The organism is Nocardia sp. NPDC088792 (genome assembly GCF_044750615.1).
In the GTDB taxonomy this organism is placed as follows: domain Bacteria; phylum Actinomycetota; class Actinomycetes; order Mycobacteriales; family Mycobacteriaceae; genus Nocardia.
The window spans coordinates 589,421-609,291 of the sequence record NZ_JBIVKC010000003.1; the positions used below are offsets into that span (position 1 = coordinate 589,421).

The 19,871-nt window shown below is 68.1% G+C and carries 16 protein-coding genes; 5 read left to right on the forward strand and 11 right to left on the reverse strand.

Annotated elements, in window-relative coordinates:
* Positions 1 to 12: 12 nt before the first annotated feature.
* Entirely contained in the window at positions 13 to 2,202 is a 2,190-nt protein-coding gene (locus ACIP5Y_RS20335) for an MMPL family transporter (RefSeq protein WP_400351803.1), read from the reverse strand.
* Between the two features lie 262 nt (positions 2,203 to 2,464).
* On the opposite strand from ACIP5Y_RS20335, the gene ACIP5Y_RS20340 reads away from it, so the two are divergent.
* Positions 2,465 to 2,968, forward strand: a complete 504-nt coding sequence (locus ACIP5Y_RS20340) for a hypothetical protein (RefSeq protein WP_400351804.1) — start codon at positions 2,465 to 2,467, stop codon at positions 2,966 to 2,968.
* Here the strand turns inward: ACIP5Y_RS20340 and ACIP5Y_RS20345 are convergent.
* Positions 2,953 to 3,531, reverse strand: a complete 579-nt coding sequence (locus ACIP5Y_RS20345; protein ID WP_400351805.1) for a hypothetical protein — start codon at positions 3,529 to 3,531, stop codon at positions 2,953 to 2,955. The genes ACIP5Y_RS20340 and ACIP5Y_RS20345 overlap by 16 nt on opposite strands.
* A gap of 57 nt (positions 3,532 to 3,588) precedes the next feature.
* Between ACIP5Y_RS20345 and ACIP5Y_RS20350 the strand changes: the two genes are divergently transcribed.
* Both ACIP5Y_RS20350 and ACIP5Y_RS20355 read left to right on the forward strand, forming a co-directional pair.
* Positions 3,589 to 4,512, forward strand: a complete 924-nt coding sequence (locus tag ACIP5Y_RS20350; RefSeq protein ID WP_400351806.1) for a haloalkane dehalogenase — start codon at positions 3,589 to 3,591, stop codon at positions 4,510 to 4,512.
* A 74-nt stretch (positions 4,513 to 4,586) separates the two neighbouring features.
* Positions 4,587 to 6,197 carry a sulfatase-like hydrolase/transferase gene (locus ACIP5Y_RS20355; RefSeq protein ID WP_400353823.1) on the forward strand — a complete coding sequence of 537 codons (1,611 nt, stop codon included), beginning with the start codon at positions 4,587 to 4,589 and terminating at the stop codon, positions 6,195 to 6,197.
* On the opposite strand, the gene ACIP5Y_RS20360 is transcribed toward ACIP5Y_RS20355, so the two are convergent.
* The 9 genes from ACIP5Y_RS20360 to hpnC are packed head-to-tail and all read right to left on the reverse strand — an operon-like array spanning position 6,194 to position 17,095.
* Positions 6,194 to 7,606 (reverse strand): aspartate aminotransferase family protein, encoded by a 1,413-nt coding sequence (locus tag ACIP5Y_RS20360; protein WP_400351807.1) that lies wholly within the window; start codon positions 7,604 to 7,606, stop codon positions 6,194 to 6,196. The two genes, ACIP5Y_RS20355 and ACIP5Y_RS20360, sit on opposite strands and share 4 nt — an antisense overlap.
* A complete protein-coding gene (gene ispG, locus ACIP5Y_RS20365) occupies positions 7,596 to 8,723 on the reverse strand; it encodes a flavodoxin-dependent (E)-4-hydroxy-3-methylbut-2-enyl-diphosphate synthase (RefSeq protein ID WP_400351808.1) in 1,128 nt (375 codons plus the stop codon). Before ispG ends, ACIP5Y_RS20360 begins: the two co-directional genes overlap by 11 nt.
* A gap of 18 nt (positions 8,724 to 8,741) precedes the next feature.
* Positions 8,742 to 10,505, reverse strand: a complete 1,764-nt coding sequence (locus ACIP5Y_RS20370) for a 1-deoxy-D-xylulose-5-phosphate synthase (RefSeq protein WP_400351809.1) — start codon at positions 10,503 to 10,505, stop codon at positions 8,742 to 8,744.
* Positions 10,506 to 10,520: 15 nt separating this feature from the next.
* Positions 10,521 to 11,522 carry an adenosyl-hopene transferase HpnH gene (hpnH, locus tag ACIP5Y_RS20375; protein WP_400351810.1) on the reverse strand — a complete coding sequence of 334 codons (1,002 nt, stop codon included), beginning with the start codon at positions 11,520 to 11,522 and terminating at the stop codon, positions 10,521 to 10,523.
* Positions 11,523 to 12,410 carry a hypothetical protein gene (locus ACIP5Y_RS20380; RefSeq protein ID WP_400351811.1) on the reverse strand — a complete coding sequence of 296 codons (888 nt, stop codon included), beginning with the start codon at positions 12,408 to 12,410 and terminating at the stop codon, positions 11,523 to 11,525.
* The gene (gene shc, locus ACIP5Y_RS20385; protein ID WP_400351812.1) at positions 12,407 to 14,323 is read right to left on the reverse strand and encodes a squalene--hopene cyclase; all 1,917 of its coding nucleotides are present in this window, start codon (positions 14,321 to 14,323) and stop codon (positions 12,407 to 12,409) included. Before shc ends, ACIP5Y_RS20380 begins: the two co-directional genes overlap by 4 nt.
* A 2-nt stretch (positions 14,324 to 14,325) precedes the next feature.
* Entirely contained in the window at positions 14,326 to 15,342 is a 1,017-nt protein-coding gene (locus ACIP5Y_RS20390; RefSeq protein ID WP_400351813.1) for a polyprenyl synthetase family protein, read from the reverse strand.
* Positions 15,339 to 16,250, reverse strand: coding sequence for a phytoene/squalene synthase family protein (locus ACIP5Y_RS20395; RefSeq protein ID WP_400351814.1), 912 nt, complete (start codon positions 16,248 to 16,250; stop codon positions 15,339 to 15,341). The genes ACIP5Y_RS20390 and ACIP5Y_RS20395 overlap by 4 nt, the downstream gene beginning before the upstream one ends.
* The gene (hpnC, locus tag ACIP5Y_RS20400; protein WP_400351815.1) at positions 16,247 to 17,095 is read right to left on the reverse strand and encodes a squalene synthase HpnC; all 849 of its coding nucleotides are present in this window, start codon (positions 17,093 to 17,095) and stop codon (positions 16,247 to 16,249) included. The genes ACIP5Y_RS20395 and hpnC overlap by 4 nt, the downstream gene beginning before the upstream one ends.
* Before the next feature lie 104 nt (positions 17,096 to 17,199).
* On the opposite strand from hpnC, the gene ACIP5Y_RS20405 reads away from it, so the two are divergent.
* Positions 17,200 to 18,393: a PucR family transcriptional regulator gene (locus ACIP5Y_RS20405; protein ID WP_400351816.1), complete on the forward strand. Its 1,194-nt coding sequence runs from the start codon at positions 17,200 to 17,202 to the stop codon at positions 18,391 to 18,393.
* 78 nt (positions 18,394 to 18,471) lie between these two features.
* Entirely contained in the window at positions 18,472 to 19,752 is a 1,281-nt protein-coding gene (locus tag ACIP5Y_RS20410; protein WP_400351817.1) for a glycosyltransferase 87 family protein, read from the forward strand.
* Positions 19,753 to 19,871: the final 119 nt, after the last annotated feature.

Here is a 19,871-nt window from a genome sequence, read left to right on the forward strand (position 1 = left end):
GCCGGTCCGGGCTCACGGCGCGACCGGTACCGCCTCGCGTTCTTCTTCGACAGCATCCTGTGCGAGTCCGCTGCCCTCGATATCGATCGCCGGCAGGATCTTCGCCAGCCGGCGCGGCAGCCACCAGGCCCGGTCACCGAGCAGTGCGAGCACCGCCGGCACGATCGTCATGCGCACCACGAAGGCATCGAAGAACACCGCCGCGGCCAGGCCCAGGCCCATCATCTTGATCATGGCCTCGCTGGTTCCGATGAACCCGCTGAACACCGCGATCATGATCACCGCGGCCGCCGTGACGACCCGCGCGTTCTGCCGGAATCCGGTCACGATCGACTCGTGCGCTGATTCGCCGTGCACGTAGGCTTCCCGCATCCGGGTGACCAGGAACACCTCGTAGTCCATGGCGAGACCGAACACGACTCCGATCATGAAGATCGGCATCATGCTGACCACCGGACCGGTCTGGTGCACACCGATGACATCGGCCAGCCAGCCCCACTGGAACACGGCCACGATCACGCCCAGCGCCGCCGATACCGACAGCAGGAAGCCCAGCGCGGCCTTCAACGGCACCAGCAGCGACCGGAACACGACCATCAGCAGCAGGAACGCCAGACCGACCACCACCGCGAGGTACGGGATCAGCGCGTCCGACATCTTCTGCGAGACATCGATATTCATCGCGGTCGTGCCACTGACCAGCAGGGTCGCGCCGGTATCGGACTTCAGTGCGCCCGCCTCACCACGGATGGTGTTGACCAGATCCTTGGTCGCGTCGGCGCTCGGCCCGGTGGACGGTGTCGCGATGAACATGGCGGTGTCACCGGCCTGGTTGAACCGGGCGGGCGAGACCGACACCACGCCGTGCGTCCCGGAAACCGTTGCGGCGACCCGCTGTACGGCCGCCTGCGGGTCGGCGACGCCCTGGACATCGACCACAACGGTCAGCGGCCCGTTGAAGCCGGGGCCGAAGGCGCGGGACAGATCGTCGTAGGCGCGGCGCTGCGTGGTCGATGTCGGCTGCGATTCATCGCCCGGCATACCCATTTTCAGATCCAGCAGGGGCGCAGCGAGCACCGCGAGGCCGAGGACGCCCAGCAGCAGCACCGGCAGCGGCCGGCGGACGATGAATCGCGCCCAGCGCGTACCCATCGGCGTCGCAACGGATTCCGGCGCCGGCATCGGCTGGGGGCTGCGGAGTTTACGCGGCAGTACGAGTCGCTGGCAGAAGCCCAGCAGCGCGGGCACCAGGGTGAGCGCGACCAGCACCGCGACCGCTACCGTGCCGGCCGCCGCGAGGCCCATCTTGGTCAATACCGGGATGCCGATGACCGCGAGCCCGGCCAAGGCGATCACCACGGTCAGGCCCGCGAACACGACCGCCGACCCCGCGGTCGCGGTCGCTCGTGCCACGGCCTCCTGCGCGTCACGTCCCTGTGCGCGTTCGGTGCGGTAGCGGGACACGATGAACACCGCGTAATCGATGCCGACGGCGAGGCCGAGCATCATGGCCAGCGTGGTGGTCGTGGTCGACATGCCGATCGCCATGATCGCGGCCATGCCCGCGCCGATGCCGATGAGGGCGGTGAGCAAGGGCAGCCCGGCCGCGACCAGTGAGCCGAAGGTGATGATCAGCACCACGGCGGCGAGTGCGATGCCGATAACCTCTGTGGCGCCGCCCATTTCGGGCTTCGCCTGCAGTGCGTTACCGGCGATCTCGACGGACATGCCGTCGGTCTGCGCGTGTTGCGCGGCATCCTTCAGCACGGTCGTGGTGGCGGAGGTGATGTCGGAGTTCTTGGCGCTGTAGTTGATCGAGGCGTACGCCGTCGACCCGTCCGGGCTGACCGCATGCGCCACAAAGGGATCGACCGCGGACCCGAACTGCGGTCCCGCCGACACCTCGCCGATCGCCTGCTCGATCAAAGCCTTGTACTGCGGCTCGCTGACCTGATGACCCTGCGGCGCGACGAATACCAGGCGCGCGCCGGCGCCGTCGGCCTTCGAACCGGGGAACCGCTGGTTCAACAGGTCGAAGGCCTGCTGGGACTGGGTGCCGGGCATCGAGAAACCGTCATCGGCGGCCTTGGGCGCCGCACCGGCGGCGAGCCCCAGCCCGACCAGTGCCGCTATCCACAGCAGGGCGACATACCGTCTTTTCCGGAAGGCCAGCCGGCCGAGCCGGTACAGAAATGTGGCCACGAATGCAGCTCCCATCGGGGTCGGGGACGGACTCTCCGATCCTTCGTGGCTCATCGGGTAATCGGCATCGGCTCTGCGCAGGCCGTGCGCCTACTGCATTTGCAGTAGCCGGTCCGGCGGTTTCCGCCACCTTGTTGTCATCCGCGGCCAGGCCCCGGCCGATTGCCTTCGGACTGCTCATTGCCCGGAAATCGCTATGTACTGTGCGGTACACGACGCGGACGGCCCGCCTCGCAACCGTCAGACCAAAGGACCAGCCTCGATGAAGCGTTCGATCTTCGCCGCCACCCTGAGCTGCGGACTCTCGGTGTTCGCCGCCGCGACCGCGACCGCGGACCCCGCCCCCGTCGCGGGCGGCGCATTCGACTCCGGCAGCGCGGACAGTGGATCCACCAGCGGCTCCGCCTACAGCCTGCCCACCCAGTTGGGCTCGAGTGTGGCCGGTGCGAGCATCGTCCACTTCAACACGCCCACGTTCGACAACTTCTTCGGCGGCGATCTGACCGCCATCCCCGGCGTGCCGCCGGTGGTCGCCGGTTTCATCGCCAACACCACCTCGGGCACGCCGTGCAATACCGGCCGGGTCATCTTCAAGCCACGCGCCGGCGGCGAGGAGGTGCACGAGGTCAGCCCGTTGAACTGCCTGCTGCCGATAGCTCCGTGGGTCGTCATCGGCAATCAGCCGACCAATGCCTACGCCGCGTTCTGCACCGAATCCGCGACCGGCGAAACCCGCCACCCCATTGCCTGCTACCAACTGCCCTGAGCCGCAACCGTGGCGAGCAGGGCGGTGAGCAGCGTTTCGACGGCGGCGCGGGCGGCGTCCGGGGACAGGCCCTGGTGGCGGCGCAGCACTTCCCAGCTCTCCCAGGAGGCGGCCGCGTAAGCGGCCTCGCGCGCGGCCGGTGCGAGGCCGTCGAGTTCGGGGAGGCTGTTGCGCAGGTGGGCGCGCAGCGCGCCGCGGCTCTCCCCCAATCGCTCCGCGAGCACGGTGGATTCGTGCTCGCGTAGCAGGGCCGCCCGGCGGGTGCCCGAAATCCGTTCGTACAGTTCGGCTCTCAGCTCGACCAGGGTGTGGATTCGGGCGCCGATAGCGCCGGTGACGGGGCGCAGCAGGGGTACCCAGTGCCGTGTCATCTGGGTCTGTGCGGCATCGGCATAGAGTGATTCGAGATCGGCGAAGTGGTGGAACACCGATCGGGTCGCGACGCCGGCGCGCTCGGCCACGACCTGTGCGGTCGGCCGCAGATTGCCTTCTTCCATGAGTGTCAGTACGGCGTCGAGCACCGCCTGACGGTTCTTCGCCGAGCGTGCGGTGCGTCCGTCCATGAGGTCAGACGATAGAACAACTTGCAGGCTTAGTGCAAAAACTCTAGGGTCGGCACCATGCACGTATTGCGGACCGCCGAGGAACGCTTCTCGGACCTGCCCGGTTTCCCGTTCTCACCGCACTACGCCGAGGTCGCCGCCGGAGACGGCAGCGATACTCCCCTGCGGGTGCACTACCTCGACGAAGGCCCGCCCGAAGGTGAGGTCGTTCTGCTGCTGCACGGGGAACCCTCGTGGAGTTTCCTGTACCGCACCATGATTCCGGTGCTGGTCGCGGCGGGGCGGCGTTGCATCGCACCCGACCTGATCGGTTTCGGCCGCAGCGACAAGCCCGCCGACCGCGCCGACTACACCTATGCCCGCCACGTCGAATGGATGCGGGAAACGCTCTTCGACCACCTGGATCTGTCCGCGATCACGCTGGTCTGCCAGGACTGGGGTGGTCTCATCGGATTGCGACTGGTCGGGGAACATCCCGGCCGATTCGCCCGCGTGGTCGCGGCCAATACGGGCCTCCCCACCGGCGACGGCCGGCTCACCAAGGCCTTCGCCGCCTGGCAGCGGTTCTCGCAGGAGACACCCACCTTCGCGGTCGGCAGGATCGTCGGCGGAGGCTGCCGCACAACGCTTTCCGGCGAGGTGCAGGCGGGCTATGACGCCCCGTTCCCCGACGAGACCTACAAGTCCGGCGCCCGCGCCTTCCCTCTGCTCGTCCCGACCGGCCTCGACGATCCGGCCGCCGCGGCAAACGCGAAAGCCTGGGAGCAACTGGCCCGTTTCGACAAGCCGTTCCTCACCGCCTTCTCCGACGGCGACCCGATCACCGCCGGTGGCGACCGCATTCTCCGGGACCGGATTCCCGGCGCAGCCGACCGGCCGCACACCGTGATCGAAGGCGGTGGCCACTTCCTCCAGGAGGACAAGGGCCCGGAGCTCGCGACCGTGGTCAACGACTTCATCACCGCCACTCCGGCACCCTGACCACCCGAATCACCCGACCGGAAGGCGGCACGACCTTGTCGATCAGCAGACGTGGATTCCTCGGCAGCGGCGCCATGGCCACCGCGGCGACCGCCGCCCTGGCGGCCGGCAGCCCGAAGGCGAATGCCCAGCGGCGCATGGACACTCACCCCGACAAGCCGAACATCCTGGTGGTGATCGTCGACGAGATGCGCACGCCCATGTGGTTCCCGGACCGGGCCATCCTCGACACCATCCTGCCGAATATCGCCGCGCTGCGCGACAAGTCGGTCTCCTTCGAGCAGCACTACACCGCCGCCAACGACTGCACACCGTCCCGCGGCGTCATGCTGACCGGCCTGTACTCGCACCAGACCGGCTGCCTGTCCACCTCGACCTCGGACCTGTCGGCGGGCTTCCCGACCTGGGGCACGATGCTGCGTGAACAGGATTACCGGACAACATGGTGGGGCAAATGGCATCTCGGCCACTACGCGGACACCACCCCGGGCGGCCTGGACCGTTTCGGATTCGACGGCGGCACCTACCCGTCCCCGAACGGTGCGCCCGAGCAGGGCCTGCAGATGGACGGCCGGATCGTCGATCAGTTCGTCGACTGGTTCAACAACGATGCGGGACAGGGCCCTTGGTGCACGACGGTGTCCCTGGTCAACCCGCACGACGTGCAATGGTGGCCGCGCTTCACCCGGCGCACCCTGGCCGACAACAACATTCCCCGCTGGATGGACGACCTACCCGGCAATCACGAGACCCTCGACCAACTCTCGCGCAAGCCTCGGCTGCAGATGGCCCTGGTGCAGGTCTCGGCCGCGACCTTCGGTGTGGCGCCCTACAATACGCCCGGCGCCGACCGCGACTGGATCGACCTGCGCAACCTCTACCTGTGGTTCCAGCAGCAGGTCGACGTCCAGATCGGCCGCGTCCTCACCGAATTGGAAACCCGCCCGGAGGTGGCGGCCAATACCGTGGTGATCTTCACCTCCGACCACGGCGATTACGCGGGCTCCCACGGCCTGCACGGCAAGGGCGGCGCGGCCTATGACGAGGCCATCCACGTCCCGCTCTTCCTCTACGACCCGCGCGGCTACTACACGCCGTCTCCCGGCACTCGCAGCCAGTTGACCTCCAGCGTCGACCTTTCCGCCCTGCTGCTGACGATCGGCTCCGGCGGCAACGCCTGGCGCAACGACGCCCGCTACACCCACCTGGCCGGCCGCCACGATATCGCCGCGATCAGTCGTGATCCGGGCGCGCCCGGCCGCCCCTGGATCATCCACACCACCGACGAGCACTCCATCGAGGAAGCCGCGGTCCGCTTCAACCACGACGCCCCCGGCCACCTGGTCGCAATCCGCACCGCCGACGCCAAATTCGTCCGGTACTCGCATTGGGTGCAGGGTTCGTCGCAGATCGACGCCGCCCAGGACGAGGAGTACGAACTCTACGACTACTCGACCCGCGACGGCGCACTCGAACTGGACAACACCGCCGCCACCGGTGGCGCCCTGCGCGACACCATGAACCGCCTGCACGACCACGCGGTCGAGTCGGAGCTGCACGAGCCGCTTCCCGGCTATCTGCAGCAGGCGCAGGACGAAGGCTGGGCCAACTACAACGCCGAGACCGCCAAACCGTTCGGTGAACAGCTCGGCGACTTCCTGCGCGATGGTATCGGCGCGAACTAACCGCGGTTGGCCACGGCCTGTTTGATCAGGACGCGGCCGAAGTCCGACATGAGGCCGGTGCCGCGATGCGCGTCGTCGAGGATATCGGTGAACGCGGAGACGAAGAGGTCGACTTCGCGTTCACCGATGGTCAGCGACGGGATCAGCTTGATGACTTCGAGATTGTCGCCGGAGACCTGGGTCAGGATGCGGTGGCGGTGCATGAGGGCCACCACGACCATCTGCGCGAACAGGCCGACGCGGGCGGCTTGCAGTGCGGCCCAACTGGTTCGGAGCCGGAGCGAACGAGGGCGGCCGAACTCGATGCCGATCATGAGGCCGCGCCCGCGCACGTCGGACAGCAGTTCGTAGCGGTCGGTGAGGGCGGCCAGCTGTTCCCGCAGCGAATCGCCGAGCCGGCGGGCATTGGCCACGATGTCCTCGTCCTCGATCACCCGCAGGGTGGCCAGTCCGGCGGCCATGGCCTGGGCATTGGAGCCGAAGCTGGCCGAGTGCACCAGGACTCGATCCATCGACGAGTACACCTTGGCGAAGATCCACTCCTTGCCGAGGGTGGCGCCGATCGGAATGTAGCCGCCGGACAGGGCTTTGGCGGCGCAGACCAGGTCCGGTTCCACGCCGGGCTCGTTCTGATAGGCGAAGAAATCGCCGGTGCGGCCGATCCCGGTCTGCACTTCATCGGCGATGAGCAGCGCCTTGTGCTTGTGCAGCAACTCTTGTGCGGCCCCCAGATAGCCGGGTGGCGTGGCATGGACGGTCTTGCCCTGAATCGGTTCGACGATCAGCGCGGCGACATCGCCGCGGCGCAATTCGCGGTCGAGTGCCGCCAGGTCGCCGAACGGTATGGCGGTGTCGGGTAGCAGCGGGGCGAAGCCGTCGCGGAACCCGGACTCGCCGTTGACCGACAGCGATCCGGTGGTGAGCCCGTGGAAGGCGTGCTCGCAGTACAGGATTCGTGGTTTCCCGGTCGCGAACCGGGCGAACTTGAGGGCGGTCTCGACCGCCTCGGTGCCGCTGTTGCCGAAGAACACGCGGTCCAGGTGTGGCGTGTAGGAGAGTAGTTGCTCGGCGAGCAGGCCGGGCAGCGGTTCGCAGGTGAAGCGGACCAGATCGGCCAGTTCGAGGTCGAGCACATCGTGCAGGGCCTGCCGCACCACCGGATGGTTGCGCCCCAGCGCGATGACCCCGAATCCGGCGAGCATGTCGAGGTACTCGTTGCCCTCGGAGTCGTACAGGTAGGGCCCGCTGCCGCGCTCGTACACCTTGTCGAAGCCGATGGTGTGCAGCATGCGGTTCAACTGCGGATTCAGGTAGCGGTTCTGGAGTGCGTAGCGTTCGCCGCCCCGCGCCTTCAGTAGTGCTCCGAGGTCGAAACCCTCGGGCGGAGTGAATGTTTCGTCAGATGTCATGGCCGGGTTGTTCCGATTCTGCCGCGAGCGCGAGCGCTTCTTCGACCAATGCCTCCACGATCTGCGATTCGGGCACGGTCCGGACGACCTGTCCGCGAACGAAGATCTGACCTTTGTGATTGCCGGCCGACACCCCGATATCGGCTTCGCGGGCCTCGCCCGGACCATTGACGATACAGCCCATCACGGCCACCCGGATGGGATGCGGGAACCCCTTGAAGGCGGCCTCGACCTGCTGGGTGAGGCCGAAGACATCGACCTGGCAACGCCCGCAGGTGGGGCAGGAGACGATATCGAGGGTGCGGGCGCGCAACCCGAGCCCGGCCAGCATGTGATGGCCCGCCTTCACCTCCTCGACCGGCGGCGCCGACAGCGAGACCCGCAGCGTGTCCCCGATACCGTCGGTGAGCAGGATCGCGAAGGTGACGGCCGTTTTCGCGGTGCCCTGCACGAGCGGCCCGGCCTCGGTGACGCCCAGATGCAGCGGGTAGTCGCAGCGAGCGGCGAGCAGCCGGTAGGCCTGGATGGTGACCAGCGGGTCATTGTGTTTGACCGAGATCTTCAGATCGGTGAACCCGTGCTCCTCGAACAGCGCCGCCTCGCCCAGCGCGGATTCGACCAGCGCGGGCGCGGTGGCCCGGCCGCCGTGGCGCTCGAGTATGCGTTTGTCGAGCGATCCGGCATTGACGCCGATGCGGATCGGCGTCCCGGCGGCCTGCGCCGCGCGGGCGATCTCCTTCACCTTGTCATCGAACTTGCGAATATTGCCGGGGTTGACGCGCACTCCGGCGCACCCCGCATCGATCGCGGCGAAGACGTAGCGCGGATTGAAGTGGATATCGGCGATCACCGGAATCGCGGAGCGGCGCGCGATGATCGGCAGCACATCGCAGTCGTCCTGCGAGGGGACGGCGACGCGCACGATATCGCAACCGGCAGCGGTCAATTCGGCGATCTGTTGCAGCGTGGCGTCCACGTCCGCGGTGACGGTGGTGGTCATCGATTGCACCGAGATGGGTGCGTCGCCGCCGACCGGCACCGACCCGATCTGTATCTGCCGGCTGTGCCGCCGGCGTTTGACCACCGGCGCGGTGGGTTCGGACAGGAAGACAGTCATGGGGTCCTCACAGCGGGATCATCGGGCCCGCACCGAGGCGGACAGCCGTTCCAGACAAGATGCGGCAATGCCGTCGCCGGTCAGACCGTGATCGGCCAGGATGCGAGTGCGGGAACCGTGCGAGAGGAAAGCGGTCGGCAGCCCGAGCGCATACACCTGCTGCCCGCCGGCCTGCGCGACCGCGGTGATCAGGTGCGCGCCGATCCCGTTGTCGGCGATGCCGTCCTCGGCGCAGACCGTGAGCTGATGCCGGGCGGAGAGCGCGCACAAGGCCGGCTCGAGCGGCCACACCCAGCGCGGATCCACCACGGTCACGCCGATCCCGCGATCGGTGAGCAGCCGGGCCGCCTCCAGACAGGGTGTGGCCATCGCGCCGACAGCCACCAGCAGCACATCGAGGGGCAGATTCCGGCTGCGATGCAGGATATCCATGCCGTCCATCCGCGACAATGCCGGAATATCCTCGCCCGCGGTGGCTTTGGGATACCGCACGGCGGTCGGCCCGATGTGGCCGACTGACTCGTGCAGCAGTTCACGCACCCGCGCCGCATCCCGCGGGCACGCGATCCGCAGGTTCGGCACGGAGGTCCCCAGCGCCAGATCCCACATGCCGTGATGGCTGGCGCCGTCCGGACCGGTGATGCCCGCTCGATCGAGTAACAGCGTGACCGGAAGTTCGTGCAGCGCAATGTCGAACAGCAATTGATCGATGGCGCGCGTCAGGAAGGTCGAGTAGACCGCGACGACCGGATGCATTCCGGCCGAGGCGAGTCCGGCGGCGGAGGCGAGCAGATGCTGTTCGGCGATCCCGGAATCGAAGACCCGATCGGCCTCGTCACGCGAGAACTCCCCCAGCCCGACCGGCAGCCGCATGGCCGCCGTCAGCGCCACCACATCCGGGCGATCGCGGGCCAGCACGGCGAGTTCGTGCTCGACGATATCGGTCCAGCTGAGCGCCGCGGCGGCGCAGGGTCGCCCGGTCACCGGATCGATCACGCCGCAGGAGTGCATGCGATCGGCTTCGTCGTTCTCGGCGGGCGGGTATCCGCGGCCTTTGACGGTGAGCGCATGCACGAGCACCGGCCGCCGCCGGGCCCCGGCTTCCCGAAGGGCGTCGCACACGGCGGCGATATCGTGTCCATCGATCGGCCCGAGGTACCCGAAACCCATTGCCTCGAACAGATTCTCGCCGTCGAACGTGCCGTTGCGCAGCCGGTCCAGATGGGCGGCCAGCGCTCCCACGGTGGGGTCGTAGGAGCGCTGATTGTCATTGAGCACCACCACGACCGGCCGCCGGGCCGCCCCGATATTGTTCAGCCCCTCCCAGGCCACCCCGCCGGTGAGGGCGCCGTCACCGATGACGGCGACCACCGTGCGCTCGTGCTCGCCGCGCAGTTCCAGCGCCTTGGCGACCCCGTCGGCCCAGGCCAGACTGACCGAGGCGTGCGAGTTCTCCACCCAATCGTGCGGTGACTCCGCCCGATTGGGGTAACCGGAGATCCCGCCGGCCTGCCGCATGGTGTCGAAGTCCGCGCTGCGGCCGGTGAGCAGCTTGTGCGGGTAGGCCTGATGTCCGGTGTCGAACACCACGACGTCGTCCGGGGAGCGGAACACGCGGTGCACGGCAATGGTCAGTTCGACCGTCCCGAGGGAGGCGCCGAGATGTCCGCCGGTGGCGGTGACGGTCTCGATCAGTCGTGCACGCAGTTGTTCCGCCAGCGCGGGGAGCCGGTCCTCGGGCAGGGCGGCGAGGTCCTCGGGTCCGGTGATGTCGATCGTCATGGTGTCCTCCTCGGCCTAGCTGACCGCGGCGCGAATGGTTTCCCGCAGCGAGGACAGGGTGGCGACCACGGCCGTGGGCTCGTATCCGCAGTGGGCCATGCAGTTCTCGCAGCGCGGATCATTGCCGCGGCCGAAGGCGCTCCAGTCGGTGTCGTCGATGAGTTCCCGATAGGTTGCCGCATACCCGTCGTCGAGCAGATAACACGGGCGCTGCCAGCCTTTGAGCGAATAGGACGGGATCGCCCAGGCCGTGCACTGGTAGTCCACCTTGCCCTCGAGGAAGTCGAGGAACAGCGGAGAGTGGTTGAGCCGCCACCGTTTCCGCCGGCCCTCGGCGAACGCCTTCGCGAACAGCTCGTGCGTCTCCTGTACCCCGAGCCAGTGCTCCTGGTCGGGCGCCTTCTCATAGGCGTAGCCGGGTGAGATCTGCATATGGTCGACTTCGAGCTCGTCGTTGAGGAAGTCGAGCACATCGATGACGTCCTGCGGCGAATCCAGGTCGAAGAACGTGGTATTCGTCATCACCCGGAAGCCGGCGGCCTTGGCCTGCCGGATGGCCGCCACGGCCTCGTCGAAGACGCCGTCCTTGCAGACCGAGGCGTCGTGGCGTTCCCGCAGTCCGTCGAGGTGGATCATCCACGCGAAATTGCGGTGCGGCGCGAACTTGTGAATGTGCTTGGGCAGCAGCACCGCGTTCGTGCACAGGAACACGATCTTGTTGCGGTCCAGCAGCTGCCGCACGATCTCGTCGATCTGCGGGTGCATGAGCGGTTCACCGCCCGCGATGGACACCATCGGCGCCCCGCACTCCTCGATCGCGCCCACCGCCTGTTCCACCGGCATGCGCTGGCGGAGCACGGTGTGCGGATGCTGGATCTTGCCGCAGCCCGCGCATTTCAGATTGCACGCGAAGAGTGGCTCCAATTCGACGAGAATGGGGTACTTTTCGCGGCGCAGGACTTTCTGTTTGACGAGATAGGTTCCCAAGCGCAGGGATTGACGGAATGGCATGGCCATTCAACTCACCTCCCGAGGCGGGTCGATGCGATTGTGCACGTCGGTCACGGTGACCGCGCTGACCTGTACCGGGCCCAGCCCGGACAGGGCGTTCATCAGTTCTTCCGCCAGCAATGGCGGGGCCGCGGCATCGGTGACGATCCCGATGCGGCGCACGCCGCGCAGCAGGCGCAGTTCGAGTGCGGCGACACTGTCGATCGCGTGCACCCGGACGCCTTCGGCCGCAGCGACTTCGGCCGGTCGTCGTTCGGGGTTGCCCGATGCGCCGAGCACGAGGACGAGATCGGTGCGGCCCGTCAGGTCCGGCACGGACTCACCGAAGATCACCTCGTGCTCCCCGACCGCGGCCGACCATTCGTCGAGCACGACGGCCGCGGAACGGAGCGCCCGGAGCGCGAGCACCCCGCGCCACGGCGTACCCGGACGCAGCAAAGGTGCCGCGGGGGTATCGACGATGGCCCGCACCACCGCGGTCTGCCCGGTGGGGGCATCGGTGGCGAGGAAAGCCGATTCGGTGTCGACCGCGATCGCGCCGGTCTCGGCGAGCCGGGCCCGGTCGGGGCCGTCGATCACGTGCTCGGCGGAATAGACCGGGCCGAGTGTGGTGCGCAGCCCACGCCTCCGCAGCGCGCTGTGCAGTAGGAGCCCGGCCGGGCTCGGCAATACCGTTGCGGCACTGCGGATCTCCTGGGCGACGACCAGGTCACCGGGTCGCAGCGTGTGATTCAGTGCGCCCGCCACGCCCACGACCGCGATGGGTGTCGAGTCGGGCCAGGACGGCCGGTGTTTCGGCCCGCGCCCGGTCCGCACCACCGGCGCCGCGACGGCGCCCCACAGCGTCGCCCGCTCGGAACGCAGCGGGGTGCAGACGATTCCGGATCTGCTCATAGGCGTGGCTCCTGTCGTAAGGACAGGTAGCGGCCGAGCGCCCAGATCGGGAAGACGAGCCGGTACATGTGGTAGTTGATGTAGAAGTCGCCGGGGAATCCGGTGCCCGTGAAATGGTCCTCGTCCCAGCCGCCGTCGGGCCGCTGCGTTTCGATCAGCCAGGCGACGCCGCGCTCGACGGCCTCGGCCTCGGGGGCGGCGGCCAGCAGAGCGAGCAGTGCCCAGGCGGTCTGGGAGGCGGTGGAGACCCCGCGGCCGATCCAGGCGGGATCACGGTAGGACCGCAGATCCTCACCCCAGCCGCCGTCGGAATTCTGGTGCGCCGCAAGCCAATCGGCGGCGGCGCGGATCGACTTCGAGCGCGGATCCACGCCCGCGGCGACCAGCGCCGGGACCGCGGCGCCGGTGCCGTACACATAGTTGGCGCCCCAGCGACCGAACCACGAACCATCGGTCTCCTGGTTGTCGAGCAACCAGCGCACCCCGCGCCGGCACGACTCCTCGCCGGCACGGCCGAGCACGGCCATCATCTCCACCACATGGGCGGTGACATCGGCCGACGGCGGGTCGATCACCGCACCGAAATCGCAGAACGGCAGCTTGGTCGGCAGAGTCGAGGTGTTGTCGGCGTCGAAGGCACCCCAGCCGCCGTCCTGGGACTGCATGCCCACCGTCCACTCGGCGGCGCGATCGATCGCTGTCCGTAGCCGTTGCGGGTCGGGCGGTGTGACCCGGTGCAGCGCGATGACGATCTCGGCCGTGTCATCGGTGTCCGGATACACGTCATTGGCGAATTCGAAGGCCCAGCCGCCGGATTCGAGATTCGGCCGCCGCACCTGCCAGTCGCCGCCGCCGCTGATCTGCTCACTCAACAGCCACTCGGTGGCGCGCAGCACTGCCGGATCATCGCCGGGCACACCGGCTTCGAGCAGTGCCGCCATCGACAGCGCGGTATCCCACACCGGTGACTGGCAGGCCTCCAGCCGTCGAATCGGACCGTCGGGGGTGTCCTCGTGAATGACGAACCCGTCCAACCCGGCCAGCCCCGCCCGCATGGCGGGATGGTCCAGCGAATAGCCCATGAGATGCAGTGCCAGCAGCGAATACACCCACGGCGGCTGAATGCCGCCCCAGCCGCCGTCGGCCTCCTGCCGGGCGAGAATCCACTCCGCGGCATGCCGCATGGCCAGACTGCGCACCGGCGCGATCGGGCGGCGCGCGTACCCGTGCAGCACGCCGTCCAGCCGCTGGAACAGTCCGGCGATGCTGGTAATAGGCGCTTGTCCGGGTCGTGCCGCGCCACTGCGCAATTCATCGATCCCGAACGGCAGCGGTCGCACCGGCCGCAGGGTGGCGACCACGGTGAGCGGTACTACGGTCTGGCGCGCCCAGCAACCCCAGTCGTAGATGTTCAGCGGGAACCACGACGGCAGGAAGATCATTTCCGGTGGCAGATTGGGCAGCTCGTCCCACGCCTGCAACCCGAACAGCGCCAGCCAGATCCGGGTGAACACCCGGCTCTTCTCCACCCCGCCCTCGGCCTGCACGAAATCGGCGGCGGTCCGCATGTGCGGGGCCTCTGCGGCGTCGCCCGCGAGCCGCAGCGCGACCCAGGCTTCGACCGTGGTGGACAGGTCACCGGGACCATCGTGGAAGGTGGCCCAGGTGCCGTCGGCCCGCTGCTGGGACCGGATCCAGCGCGCGGCCGGTTCGGTCACTTCCGGGGTCGAGATGCCCAGAAAAGCCCGCAGCAGCAGATCTTCCGCGTCCATGGTCACATTGGTGGCGAGTTCGCCCTTCCACCAACCTTTTTCGTGCTGCTGAGCGCGCAGGTGGCCGACGGCCGCCCACAGCGCCTCCGAGGCGGAGGCGGCGGGATCCGCCGGAGTGAGGTCAGGTCTTGTAGCGGTCATCGTCAGGCACTCCGTTCGATGATGAAGTTCGCCAGGTCGATCAGTTCGCGGCGGTAGTGGGCGCGCAGCGGCACACCGGCCAGCGCATAGGCGGCCGCGCGTACCCGGCGGCGGGCCTCGGCCTGCGCCCAGCGCCTTCCGCCGCCGGTCTCGACGAGATCGGCGGCCTCCTGCACTTCCTGTTCGGTCGGTTCGCCGGGGCGCGCGAGCCAGTGCGCGAGTTGCCTTCCCGCGTCCCCGCCCGCCTGCAAGGTCCAGGTCACCGGCAGCGACTTCTTGCGCGACCGCAGATCGGAGAACACCGGTTTGCCGGTCACCTCGGGTTCGCCCCAGATGCCGAGCAGATCGTCCACCAGCTGGAAGGCGAGCCCGACGTTGTATCCGTAGTCACCCAGGGTGCTGACGGCGTCCGGTGGCGCGTCGGCCAGTACTCCCCCGACGAGAGCACTGGCCGCCAGCAGTGCGCCGGTCTTGCCGCGGGCCATCTGAATGCATTCGGCCAGGCTCACATCGTCGCGTTGTTCGAAACCCACATCGGCGGCCTGGCCCTGGATGAGATCGCGGGTGGCGGTGCCGAGAATGCGGGCGGCCGGAACGGTATGCGGGGAGCCGGAATCGAGCAGTACTTCGTGGGCGAGGGAGAGCATCGCGTCGCCGGCGAGTACCGCGATGGCATCGCCCCACACCGCCCACACGGTGGGCCGGTGCCGCCTGGTGGCATCGCGGTCCATCAGATCGTCGTGCACGAGGGAGAAATTGTGGATGAGCTCCACCGCGACCGCGCCCGGTACCGCGCAGGCATCGTCGCCGCCGACCGCATTGGCGGCCAGCAGGACCAGGCGGGAGCGAATGGATTTGCCGCTGTCGGCGATCACGGGTTCGCCGTGCTCATCGGACCAGCCGAGGTGATAGGCGACCACGGGCCGGATGGCGTCGTCGAGTTCGTCCACGGCCTTGCGCAGTGCGGTCCGCACCGCGTCGTGGCCGGAATCGATTCCTGTCAGGGTGGTGACCGTCATCGGAGCTCCTCCGGAACGGGTGTACGGGACTTCGTCGATCGGGTGGCGCCCAGCACCGAACTGCGCAGCAGCGCAGTCGAAGCCACCCCGGCCTTCTCCCAGGCGGACAGGGAGAGCCGGCGGTCGTACACCGCCACCGGGTTCGCCAGGATGCGGGCGTTCAACTGCCGGTAGATGCCGGCCATGGCCGCGCAGCAGGCCGCGCTGCGTGGATCGAGTTCGGGCAGTAACCGCAGGCCCAGGCAGTACCAGTCCTCGGCGCGCTCAGCGGCGTGCCGGATGAGCGCGGCCAGGCGACCGTCCGGATCCCGCAGCGCGCCACCGGCATCGAGTTCCAGGCGGACCCCGAATCGATCCAGTTCGGCCTGTGGCAGGTAGACCCGGCCGTTGAGTAGATCCTCGCGGATATCGCGCAGAATATTGGTCTGCTGCAAGGCGATTCCGAGCTGATCGGCGAACAGCGGCGCGCGCGGATCGCTGCCGGTGCCGAAGACCGACAGGCACAGTCGCCCGACCGAGCCCGCGACGCAGCGGCAGTAGCTGGTGAGTTCGCCGAAATCGGCGTAGTCGACGCCGTCCACGTCCATCTGCACGCCGTCGATCAGCTCGTCGAACGCGCCGAGCGGGACCGGATAGCGTTGCGCCGCATGAGTGACCGCGGTGATCACCGGATCGCGGGTGGTCTCCGGATCGTGCAGGGATTTGCGGACCGCGGCCAGCGCTTCGTTCTTGGCGCCGGGCGCCAGGTCACCGTCGCCGATATCGTCGATGCGCCGGGCGAGCGCGTACAGCGAACAGAGCGCGGAGCGCTTATCGGGCGGGAGCAGCCGGATGCCGTAGTAGAAGTTCTTCGCCGCCGTGCGGGTGATCTGCTCGCAGGCGGCGTAGGCGGTGTCGATCGAGTTCACTGTATCGCCGCCGCTCTGCCTCTGGTGAGCAGCGACAGCATCGACCGGACCACATCGGTGCGGCGCGGCCGCACCGGGCGGGTCCACACATCGCCGTCCGCGGCGCGCAGGGACCGGGCCGTCGCATAACCGCCCGCGATGTATCCGGTGACCGCGAGCCGGGCCCAGCCGGTGAGCCGGCCCGTCAATGCCGATCCCTCGTCGAGCAATGCGGTGGCCCGGTCCACCTGGCGTGACACCACCGCCGGACCGCCGGGATCCTTGCCGGTGCCCAGTCGCTCCGCGCTGACCCCGAATTCGTCGAGGTCGTGCTGCGGCAGGTAGATGCGCCCGGCGGCATGATCTTCGGCGACGTCCTGGCAATGCTCGAGCACCTGCAGGGCCGAGCACACGCGATTCGACAGCGCCGTGTTCTGGGGGGTGGACTGGTCGAACACCTGCAGTACGAGATGTCCCACCGGATCGGCGGAGAGCCGGCAATAACCCATGAGATCCTCGAAGGTCGCATAGCGGTGTACGCGCTGATCGATCAGGTTCGCCTCGATCAGTTGCTGGAAGGGTTCCTGCGTCAGCCGGCAGTCGGCGACCGTGGTAGCCAGGTTCACCAGCACCGGTTGCTGCGGCCGGGCGCCCGCCCAGATACGCGCGAGATCGGCTCGCAGCGTGAGAAGTTGAGCGGTTCGATCACCGGCCGCCTGATCGCCGACATCGTCGATCCAGCGTGCTGCGGCGTAGATTGCGTGCAGGTGACGGCGGGGTTCCCTGGGCAGGCAGCGCAGTGCGACCGGAAAATTTTCGTCTTGTTCGGCGGCTCGCAGGCGGCGAGTTCCGACTGTCGCGCTCATCACTCGATGATGAGCGTTTTGCCCGGACCGAATCTTCAAGCAGTCGAGTGATTTTGGTCGGTCGATTTTGTCACCGGGTGATAATGATGTTCGGAGGAATTCGAATGACCAAGGCACAGAACGAATCTCCGGAGACCCTGGCGGCGCTGGCACGACTCGCCAGGGAACTCGACGCAACCATGCCGCATCTCCTCGACGAAGTCCGCGACCTGCTGGTTCACGAATGGCCCGAGTTCGCCCAGTTTCTCGACGAGAACCATCCCGAGGTCGACGATGCGGGCGTGCTGTTCGTACACCGCCTGCTCGATATGGCCGAACACGCCCGCGGCCGCGGACGCGAACACACCCAGGCCCGCTTGATGTTCGAGCAGATCGGCCGCCAGCAGTTCCAGGACGGCAGCGAACTCTCCGACCTGCTCAGCGCCTATCAGGTGGGCGCGAAGGCCGCGTGGCGGCACGTGGCCGAAACCGCATTGAAGCTGGACCTGGGCCCCGAACAGCTGGCCGCACTGGCCGAAGCCGTCTTCGACTTCGTCGACGAGTTCTCCACCGCTTCGGCGCACGGCTTCGTGCTCGAACAGTCCGCGTCCAGCATGGCCCGCGAGCATCGCCGCGCCGAACTGGCCGAACTACTGCTCTCCGGGCGCTCCGACCGCAGCGGACTGCGCGCGGCGGCCGAACGCGCGGGCTGGCCGCTACCCAGTACCGCGGCCCTCGTCCTCGCCGATCCCGCCGACGCCCCGGCGAGCACGATCATCGAACGACTGGACATGAACACGCTGCCCATCCGCCGGCCCGATCTGACCGGTGTCATCGTGCCCGGTCCCGTCACCGATGAGCGGGCCCGCCACCTCACCGACATGCTGAAGGGCCATGCGGTCGTGGTCGGCGGCTTCCTGACCCTGGACCTGCTGCCGGTCGCGCTCACCATCGCGGAGACCGCGCTGGATCTGCGCAAGGCCGGGGTACTGCTCGACAGTCCGGTCCGGGTGGGCGAGCATCTCGACACCGTGATCGCCAATCGCGATCAGCGACTGCTGCAGGTGCTGCGGGACCAGGTGCTGCAACCGCTGGAAGCGGTGCCGCAGGGCACGCGTGACCGCTTGGTGGAAACCCTGCGCAGCTGGCTGTGGAACATGGGTGATCGGCAGGCCATGGCCAGGGAATTGCACATCCACCCGCAAACCGTCCGCTACCGGATGGGACGGCTGCACGAACTCTACGGCGGCCGCCTCGACGATCCTCGCGAACGTGCCCGGGTGTTCCTGGTGCTCGCGTGGAGCAGGCCCGCGAGCTGACCTCCCCGGGTGGCGATCGGCAGCCATCCTCACTACGGTGGGGCGGGTTATCGGTAGCCCGGACTCGTGGGGGTGTGGATGTCGTTGTCGACGATCGAGCAGGTCGCGGCCCCGAATCAGGTTGCGCCGCAGCGTCGCACGATACCGCTGCCGGTGATCTGCGTGGTGTCGATACTGGGCGCGCTGGCGGGCTGGTACTACCTCGGGCAGGTACTGGCCGCACGCGGGACGATGCTGCATCTGGTCGACCTGGGCACCTATCAGATCGCCGGCCACCGGGTGACCGCCGGAATCTCGGTGTACGACACGCCTTTGCGCGGGCATACCCGCGGCGTCTGGGAATTCGTCTACACGCCCTTCGCGGCCTTGCTGTTCGTGCCGCTGGTGTCACTGCACGGGGACGCGTTCACCTGGGTCGGTGGGCTCGGGAATGCCACCATGCTGCTCGGATCCGTCTGGGCCGCACTGGCGATCCTCGGCTATCGGCGCGATCGGCGACTGCTGTGGCTGGGGCTGCCCATCACCGGGCTGCTCATGCTGTGCGAGCCGATCCGCGAGACCATGGCGTTCGGTCAGATCAATATCCTGTTGCTGCTGCTCGTTTCGGTGGACATGGCATTGCCCGACTCTTCCAGGTGGAAGGGCATACTCACGGGTATTGCGGCCGGAATCAAGCTGACCCCCGCCTTTTTCATCCTCTACCTGCTGGTGACCCGCCGATTCCGGGCCGCCGCCACCGCATTCGGCGCGCTCCTCGCCACCATGGTGGTGGGTCTGGCTGTGCTGCCGAAGGATTCGCTGACCTTCTGGAGCGGCGCCTTCGCCGATCCGGCCCGCGTCGGCGTGCCGCAGAACCCGCAGAACGAATCGCTGCGCGGCATGATCGCCCGCGCGCTGAGCTCGGGCACCGGCTCCCAACTGCTCTGGTTCGCAGCCGCTCTCATGATCGCCGCCGCCTGCCTGATCCTCGCGCGCCGCCTCTCCCGCACCGGCCGCGAACTCCCCGCCATCGTCCTGTGCGGCCTCACCAGCACCGTCGTCTCCCCCTACAGCTGGATCCACCACTGGGTATGGCTCGCACCCATGCTCATCTACCTGGGTGACCTCGCCTTCCGCCGCCGCGGCCTCCTCGCCCCCGCCGGCCTGCTCGTCGTCTTCCTCATCACCTCCGGCGGCGTCTTCGACCTCCTGGACCTGCACTACGGCAGCGTCTTCGACATCCCGGGCAACTCTCCCCTGGCCTTCCTCGCCCACAATGCCTACATCTGGCTCACCCTGGCTCTCTTCGCGGCAGCAGCAATCTACCTGCGCCGCACCCCCGTCCGGCCCGAACCGGTGCCGGTCGGCGCCGATAGCTGACGTCTGCTAACTTTTGCCCTGCCGTGGGGTATTCCCGCGGCCGATGAGGTGCAGCGAAGTCCGGTGCAAGCCCGGTACTGTCCCGCAACGGTGAAGCCCCTGCTCGAGGGGACGAGTCC